This is a genomic window from Acidovorax sp. HMWF018, from assembly GCF_003061035.1.
Taxonomy (GTDB): Bacteria; Pseudomonadota; Gammaproteobacteria; order Burkholderiales; family Burkholderiaceae_C; genus Acidovorax; species Acidovorax delafieldii.
On sequence record NZ_QAIM01000538.1, the window covers coordinates 1 to 6,974 of the forward strand.

General features: G+C 62.7%; 7 protein-coding genes. 1 reads left to right on the forward strand and 6 read right to left on the reverse strand.

The genetic code is table 11. From position 1 onward, the window contains the following. Positions 1-295: 295 nt before the first annotated feature. From phoB to pstS, 6 genes are all read right to left on the reverse strand, one after another. A complete protein-coding gene (gene phoB / locus DBR23_RS22840; RefSeq protein ID WP_015013590.1) occupies positions 296-1,003 on the reverse strand; it encodes a phosphate regulon transcriptional regulator PhoB in 708 nt (235 codons plus the stop codon). 21 nt (positions 1,004-1,024) lie between these two features. After that, positions 1,025-1,726, reverse strand: a complete 702-nt coding sequence (phoU, locus tag DBR23_RS22845; RefSeq protein WP_010457902.1) for a phosphate signaling complex protein PhoU — start codon at positions 1,724-1,726, stop codon at positions 1,025-1,027. A gap of 11 nt (positions 1,727-1,737) precedes the next feature. Next, positions 1,738-2,520 (reverse strand): phosphate ABC transporter ATP-binding protein PstB, encoded by a 783-nt coding sequence (gene pstB, locus DBR23_RS22850; RefSeq protein ID WP_056067255.1) that lies wholly within the window; start codon positions 2,518-2,520, stop codon positions 1,738-1,740. Positions 2,521-2,587: 67 nt separating this feature from the next. Beyond that, entirely contained in the window at positions 2,588-3,442 is an 855-nt protein-coding gene (gene pstA, locus DBR23_RS22855) for a phosphate ABC transporter permease PstA (protein WP_056067253.1), read from the reverse strand. Between the two features lie 41 nt (positions 3,443-3,483). After that, complete coding sequence (pstC, locus tag DBR23_RS22860) at positions 3,484-4,473, reverse strand: phosphate ABC transporter permease subunit PstC (protein WP_369804293.1); 990 nt, start codon at positions 4,471-4,473, stop codon at positions 3,484-3,486. Positions 4,474-4,582: 109 nt separating this feature from the next. Further along, positions 4,583-5,605 (reverse strand): phosphate ABC transporter substrate-binding protein PstS, encoded by a 1,023-nt coding sequence (gene pstS / locus DBR23_RS22865; protein ID WP_108499680.1) that lies wholly within the window; start codon positions 5,603-5,605, stop codon positions 4,583-4,585. Positions 5,606-5,869: 264 nt separating this feature from the next. Between pstS and DBR23_RS22870 the strand changes: the two genes are divergently transcribed. After that, the coding region (locus tag DBR23_RS22870; RefSeq protein ID WP_369882159.1) for an exopolyphosphatase at positions 5,870-6,974 on the forward strand (1,105 nt) is incomplete at its 3' end.

Here is a 6,974-nt window from a genome sequence, read left to right on the forward strand (position 1 = left end):
GTCCCACACGAACCACGCCCAGGCAGCAATGGCGGCCCCCAGTGCGGCACCCCAGGGCCCGCCTTGCCACCACCCCAGGCCACCACCCGCCAACTGCCACAGCAGGAAAAACGAAATACGCCACAGCATGCGGATTGCAAAGCCTTCTCAGAAACGCCAGGGGCGCGACACGCGCGCCCATTGATCCATCACATCCATCCATCGCCACCACCGATGCACGCCGACCGCAGTGGCCCGCTGCACAGCAGCCATCGAGCGCGTCGCATCACTCACAGGCGGCAGCCCGCCTGCCCCATCAGGCCGACAGCGGCACCTGGGGTTGTGCAGTGAGCCGGTAGCCCGCGCCGCGCACCGTTTCCACCATCACGGACGCTGCACCCAGGGCCTCGCGCAGGCGCTTGACATGCACGTCCACCGTGCGCTCCTCGATGAAGACATGGTCGCCCCACACCTTGTCGAGCAGCTGTGAGCGGCTGTGCACACGCTCGGCGTGCTTCATCAAAAAATGCAGCAACTTGAACTCCGTGGGCCCGACCTTCAGGGGCTGACCCTGGAAGGTGACCCGGTAGGTCGCAGCATCCAGCACCAGCTCGCCAATGCTCACGCTGTCGCTCACCTGCTCGGGTGCGCGGCGGCGAAGCACCGCACGGATGCGGGCCAGCAGCTCCTGCGTGGAAAAGGGCTTGGTGATGTAGTCGTCGGCACCGGCGTCCAGCCCGGCCACCTTGTCCGGCTCGTCCCCACGCGCGGTGAGCATGAGGATGGGGATGGGCTTGGTGCGGCTGTCTGCACGCCACTTGCGCGCCAGCGACAGACCGCTCTGCCCCGGCAGCATCCAGTCGAGCAGGATCACATCGGGCAGTACGGCATCCAGCTCGCGCTGCGCGCTGTCGCCATCTTCCGCCCAGAAGGGCTGGAAACCGTTGTGGCGCAGGTTGACTGCAATCAGTTCGGCAATCGCGGGTTCGTCCTCCACGATGAGGACACGGGGAAGCTTTCTCATGGTGATTTCGGCGCCCCGTACTTAGAGCACTGCCGACTCGATCTCGTCGAGGGCTGTGTGGCGCACGTCCTTGCCCTTGACCAGATAGATGATGAGCTCGGCCACGTTCTTGGAATGGTCGCCAATGCGCTCGATGGCCTTGGCGAGGAACAGCAGATCCAGGCTGGGCGAGATGGTGCGGGGGTCTTCCATCATGTAGGTGATGAGCTTGCGCACGAAGCCGTCGAACTCCTTGTCGATGAGGTCGTCCTCCTTGAGGATGGCAACCGCCGCCTTCACGTCCAGCCGTGCAAACGCATCCAGCGTCTTGCGCAGCTGGCCTGAGGCCAGCTCGGCAGCCACCCGCAGGTCGCTCGATGGCAGCGAGCGCGGGGCGCCGCCTTCGATGATGGAGCGCACCATGCGCGCCATCTTGTTGGCTTCGTCGCCCATGCGCTCCAGATTGGCCGTGGCCTTGGAGAAGGCCAGCAGCAGGCGCAGGTCACGCGCGGTGGGCTGGCGGCGGGCGATGATGGAGGACAGCTCCTGGTCGATCTCGACCTCCATCGCATTGATGCGGGTCTCCATCGAAGCCACCGTCTCCACGGCCTCCAGGCTGAATTGCGACAGCGCGTACACCGCCTGGCGAATCTGCGACTCCACCAAGCCGCCCATTTCCATGACGCGGGCAGAGACGCTGTTGAGTTCGCTGTCGAACTGGGACGAAAGATGTTTATCGGGCATCTGCTGTCTCCTTAGCCGAAACGGCCGGTGATGTAGTCTTCGGTTTCTTTGCGCTCGGGCTTGAAGAAGATCTGCTCGGTCGCACCGAACTCGATCATCTCGCCCAGGTACATGTAGGCGGTGAAGTCGCTGCAGCGGGCGGCCTGCTGCATGTTGTGGGTCACGATCGCAATGGTGTAGTCGTGCTTGAGCTCGTCGATCAGTTCTTCGATCTTGGCAGTGGACAACGGGTCCAGCGCCGAGGTGGGCTCGTCGAGCAACAGCACCGAAGGCTTCACCGCCACGCTGCGCGCAATGCACAGGCGCTGCTGCTGGCCGCCGGAGAGCGACAGGCCGCTCTGGTGCAGCTTGTCCTTCACCTCGGTCCACAGTGCAGCCTTGGACAGTGCCCACTCCACGCGGTCGTCCATCTCGCTCTTGCTCAGCGTCTCGTAAAGCTTCACGCCAAACGCGATGTTGTCGTAGATGGACATCGGGAACGGCGTGGGCTTCTGGAACACCATGCCGATGCGGGCGCGCAGCAGGTTGATGTCTTGCTTGGGGTCCAGGATGTCCTGGCCGTAGAAGCTGATGGAGCCCTCGGCGCGCTGGCCGGGATACAGGCTGTACATGCGGTTGAGCGTGCGCAGCAGCGTGGACTTGCCACAGCCCGAGGGGCCGATGAAGGCAGTGACCTTGTGCTCGGCGATGTCCAGGCTCACGTTGCGCAGGCCCTGGAACTTGCCGTAGAAAAAGCTCAGGTTACGCAGCTCCAGCGCGTTCTTGCTGGCAGTGGCGGTAGCAGTGGCGTTCATTGTCAATTCCTGAAAATGGAGGCAGTCTTGTCGTTGGCGTTGGCGTTGGCCGGATCAGCAAAGGGAATCACACGCGGTTCTTTTCGCGCAGGAACACCCGCGCCACGACGTTGAGGATCAGCACCGACAGCGTGATGAGCAGCGCACCGCCCCAGGCCAGGCGAACCCAGTTCTCGTACGGGCTCAGCGCAAACTGGAAGATCACGACCGGCAGGTTGGCCATGGGCGCATTCATGTTGGTGCTGAAGAACTGGTTGTTGAGCGCGGTGAACAGCAGGGGCGCGGTCTCGCCACTGATGCGGGCCACAGCCAGCAGCAGGCCAGTCATCACGCCGCTGCGAGCAGCACGCAGGGTGACCATGGTCGAGACCTTCCAGCGCGGTGCACCGAGGGCAAAGGCTGCTTCGCGCAGGCTGCCGGGCACCAGGCGCAGCATGTTCTCGGTGGTGCGCACCACCACCGGCACGGCGATGAGCGAGAGCGCCAGGCTGCCCGCCCAGCCCGAGAAGTTGCCCACGGTAGCGACCGCAATGGCATATACGAACAGGCCCAGCACGATGGAAGGGGCCGACAGCATGATGTCCGTCACAAAGCGGGTCAGTTCGGCGGTCTTGCTCTGGTCCCCGTATTCGGCCAGGTACACCCCCGCCAGCACGCCGATGGGCGTGGACACTAACACGGTGAAGCCCACCATCAGCAGGCTGCCCACGATGGCGTTGGCCAGGCCACCGCCGTCGGAGCCGGGCGCTGGGGTGGACTGAGTGAACATGTTCCAGTCCAAAGCGGCAAAACCGTTGGACAGGAGCACGCTCAGGATCCAGAGCAGCACGAACAGGCCCAGTGCCATGGCGCCCAGTGACAGGGTCAGGCCAATGGCGTTGGAACGCTGGCGCTTTTTGTAGAGTTGTTGATTGAATTCCATGGAGCTCGTCTCTGAAGAGGGTCGGGAGCGGGCTGCAGGGCTTACAGGCCCTTGGCCTTCTCGGCGCGCAGCAGCATGATCTTGGCGGCCGACAGCACCACAAACGTGATCACAAACAGCAGGAAGCCCAGGGCAAACAGCGTGGACAAATGAAAGTCCGCCGCCTCGCCAAACTCATTGGCCAACGTGGATGCGATGGACGTCCCGGGCGAGAACAGCGAGGTGGGCATGCGGTTGGCGTTGCCGATCACGAAAGTGACCGCCATGGTCTCGCCCAAGGCCCGACCCAAGCCCAGCATCACGCCGCCAATCACGCCCTTCTGCGTGTAGGGCAGCACCACGCGACGCACCACCTCCCAGGTCGTGCAACCCAGACCATAGGCGGACTCGCGCAGGATGGGGGGAACAATCTCGAACACATCGCGCATCACGGCAGCCACAAAAGGCAATACCATGAAGGCCAGCACGATGCCCGCGGCCAGGATGCCAAAGCCGTTGGTACTGCCGCCAAACAGGAAGCCGACCAGCGGCATGGAGCCGAGCAGCTTTTGCACGGGTACCTGGAAATGGTCTGCAAACAATGGCGCAAACACGAACAGGCCGAACATGCCGTAGATGATGGACGGGACGGCAGCCAGCAATTCCACCGCCGTGCCGAGCGGGCGGCGCAGCCAAACAGGGCAGGTTTCGGTCAGGAACAGCGCAATGCCGAACGCCAGCGGAACGGCGATCAGCAGCGCAATGCCTGCGCTGGCCAGGGTGCCGACGATGGCAATCGCCGCACCAAATTCTTCATTGATGATGTCCCACTCAGCGCGCCAGATGAACTGGATGCCGAACTTGTGAAAAGCTGGCCACGCGTAGATGAACAGCGAAACTATGATGCCCAGCAGCGCAACCAGCACCAGCAGCGACAGGCTCTGGGTCAGCCGATGGAAAACGATGTCCTGCAGGCGCTGCCGCTTGGCAATCGACACCATGGACGGTGTGGGGGCGTCCGTCATCTTGACGGACACGGGTTGCGAACTCATGGTGGTTCCCACGCTCATGTTGACTCCCATCTGGCTTCTGGAGACCCCACAAACCAGCGCCCATCGGTCAGACCAGCCGGCCGATGGGCACTATTCTGGGGCAAACCGCTTACTTCTTGATTTGCGACCAGACCTTGGAACGGATCTGCGCCGTCAGAGCGTCAGGCAGCGGCACGTAGTCCAGGTCAGCAGCCATGGTCTTGCCGTTCTTGAAGGCCCAGTCAAAGAATTTCAGAACTTCGGCTGACTGGGCCTTGTCTGCGGGGTCGGCGTACATGAGGATGAAGGATGCCGTGCTCACGGGCCAGCTGTTGGCACCCTTGGCGTTCACCATCGAAATACCCATGCCAGGCACGCTGAACCAGTCAGCGCTCGCAGCCGCCGCTGCAAAGGTGGCATCGTCGGGCGCCACATACTTGCCATCAGCGTTCTGCAGTTGCAGGAACGTCATGTTGTTCTTCTTGACGTAGGCGTACTCCACGTAGCCCAGGGCACCCTTCACACGGGTCACGTTGGCTGCAACACCTTCATTGCCCTTGCCACCCACGGAAGACTGAGCAGGCCACTTCACTGCAGCACCCTTGCCCACCGTGTCCGCCCATTCCTTGCTGACAGAGCTCAGGTAGTCGGTCCAGTTGAATGTGGTGCCCGAGCCATCGGCGCGGTGCACAATGGTGATGTTCTGGTCGGGCAGCGTCTTGCCAGGGTTCAGGGCTGCCAGCTTGGCATCGTTCCACTTAGTGATCTTGCCCAGATACATTTCGGCCAGGACGGTGCCGGTCACGCGCAGTTCGCCTGGCTTGAAGCCGTCCAGGTTCACCACAGGCACGGTGCCACCGATGATGGCAGGAAACTGCACCATGCCGTCTTTTTCCAGTTCAGCGCCCGACAGAGGGGCATCGGTAGCGCCAAAAGCCACGGTCTTGGCGCGGATCTGGCGAATACCACCCGAGGAACCGATGGACTGGTAGTTCAGACCCACGCCGGTTTCCTTCTTGTAGGCTTCAGCCCACTTGGCATACATCGGGAAGGGGAACGTAGCGCCGGCGCCGGTGATGTCTGCCGCAAAGGCGTTGCCCACTGCCAGGGCGGCCAGAGTTACTGCGACGGTTTTGAGAAATACGCGTTTCATGAGGTACCTTTCGGCAGGGGTTAACAGGAACAGAGCGAACTCTAGAGGCCTATCGTGACAATTCAGTGACACAAAAGACCATCCTCAGACCATTGCAACACCCCTCATGACGCGGCATCGCTGGCGTCATGAATGCGTCACACAACCTCGTCACACTCCCGCCATCTCCCGGTCACTTGCCCGCCCAGCCGATGGCGGCCCGCGCTTCGGATCAGGCCACGCGCATCGCGGTACGATGCCGCACGCAGCTCCCACCAAACACACATGCAGAACGGCACACGCCTCGCCGCAGTCGATCTCGGCTCCAACAGTTTTCGCCTGGAAATCGGGCGCTATGAGTTCGGACACGTCCAGCGGGTGGAATACCTCAAGGAAACCGTGCGCCAAGGCAACGGGCTGGATGAAGATCGGAACCTGACTCGCGACGCCATGGAGCGCGGCTGGGCTTGTCTGGCGCGCTTTGGCGAGCGCCTGGCGGGCTTTCCCCGCGCGCAGGTGCGTGCAGTGGCCACTCAAACACTGCGTGAAGCGCGCAATCGCGAAGAATTCCTGTCACGCGGCAGTGAGGTGCTTGGATACCCTATCGACGTGGTGTCTGGCCCGGAAGAAGCTCGGTTGATTTACCAAGGTGTAGCCCGATTGCTGCCTCAGTCGGACGAGCGCCGCCTGGTGGTGGATATCGGAGGTCGGTCCACCGAATTGATCCTCGGCGAGCAGTTCACGCCCCACGCGGTCGCCTCCTTCCGGGTTGGCAGCGTCGCCTGGTCACAACGGTACTTTGCCAAGGGAGAGTTCTCTGCCCAGGCCTTCCTGGCGGCGGAGATTGCTGCCAAGGCGGTACTCGATGAGGCGCTGGAGACTTTTCGCCCCGATGCATGGGATGTTGCCTATGGGTCGTCTGGCACGGCGGGCGCCGTGGGGGACATTCTGTCCGCCGCAGGAGGTTCGCAGGGTCTGATCACCCGCGATGGGCTGAACTGGCTGCGGGAGCGTTTGCTCCGCGCCCAAAGTGCCGACCGGCTGCGCATGGACGGACTTAAGGAAGAGCGCCGTGCAGTCATCGGGGGGGGCATCAGCGTGCTGCGCGCCGTGTTTGACCTGCTGGACATCCATGAGATGCAGGTAGCGCAAGGAGCACTACGCCAGGGCGCCTTGTATGACCTTCTGGATCGGGAGCAACCCGGCACCGACCTTCGCACCACCACCGTCCAAGGGCTGATGCAGCGGTTTGGCGTGGACATGGAGCATGCAGACCGCGTGGCGCGCACCGCCTGCGCACTGTTTGACCAGGCTGCTCCACCCGGGAGCGAACGTGCCAGCCGCAAGCTGGACTGGGCAGCCCGCCTGCATGAGATTGGCTGCCGCATTT

What these genes read in the sequence shown, in the direction of transcription:
- phoB (WP_015013590.1), bottom strand. Translation starts at nt 1,003, where the DNA reads ATGAGAAAGCTTCCCCGTGTCCTCATCGTGGAGGACGAACCCGCGATT.
- phoU (WP_010457902.1), bottom strand. Translation starts at nt 1,726, where the DNA reads ATGCCCGATAAACATCTTTCGTCCCAGTTCGACAGCGAACTCAACAGC.
- pstB (WP_056067255.1), bottom strand. Translation starts at nt 2,520, where the DNA reads ATGAACGCCACTGCTACCGCCACTGCCAGCAAGAACGCGCTGGAGCTG.
- pstA (WP_056067253.1), bottom strand. Translation starts at nt 3,442, where the DNA reads ATGGAATTCAATCAACAACTCTACAAAAAGCGCCAGCGTTCCAACGCC.
- pstC (WP_369804293.1), bottom strand. Translation starts at nt 4,473, where the DNA reads ATGAGTTCGCAACCCGTGTCCGTCAAGATGACGGACGCCCCCACACCG.
- pstS (WP_108499680.1), bottom strand. Translation starts at nt 5,605, where the DNA reads ATGAAACGCGTATTTCTCAAAACCGTCGCAGTAACTCTGGCCGCCCTG.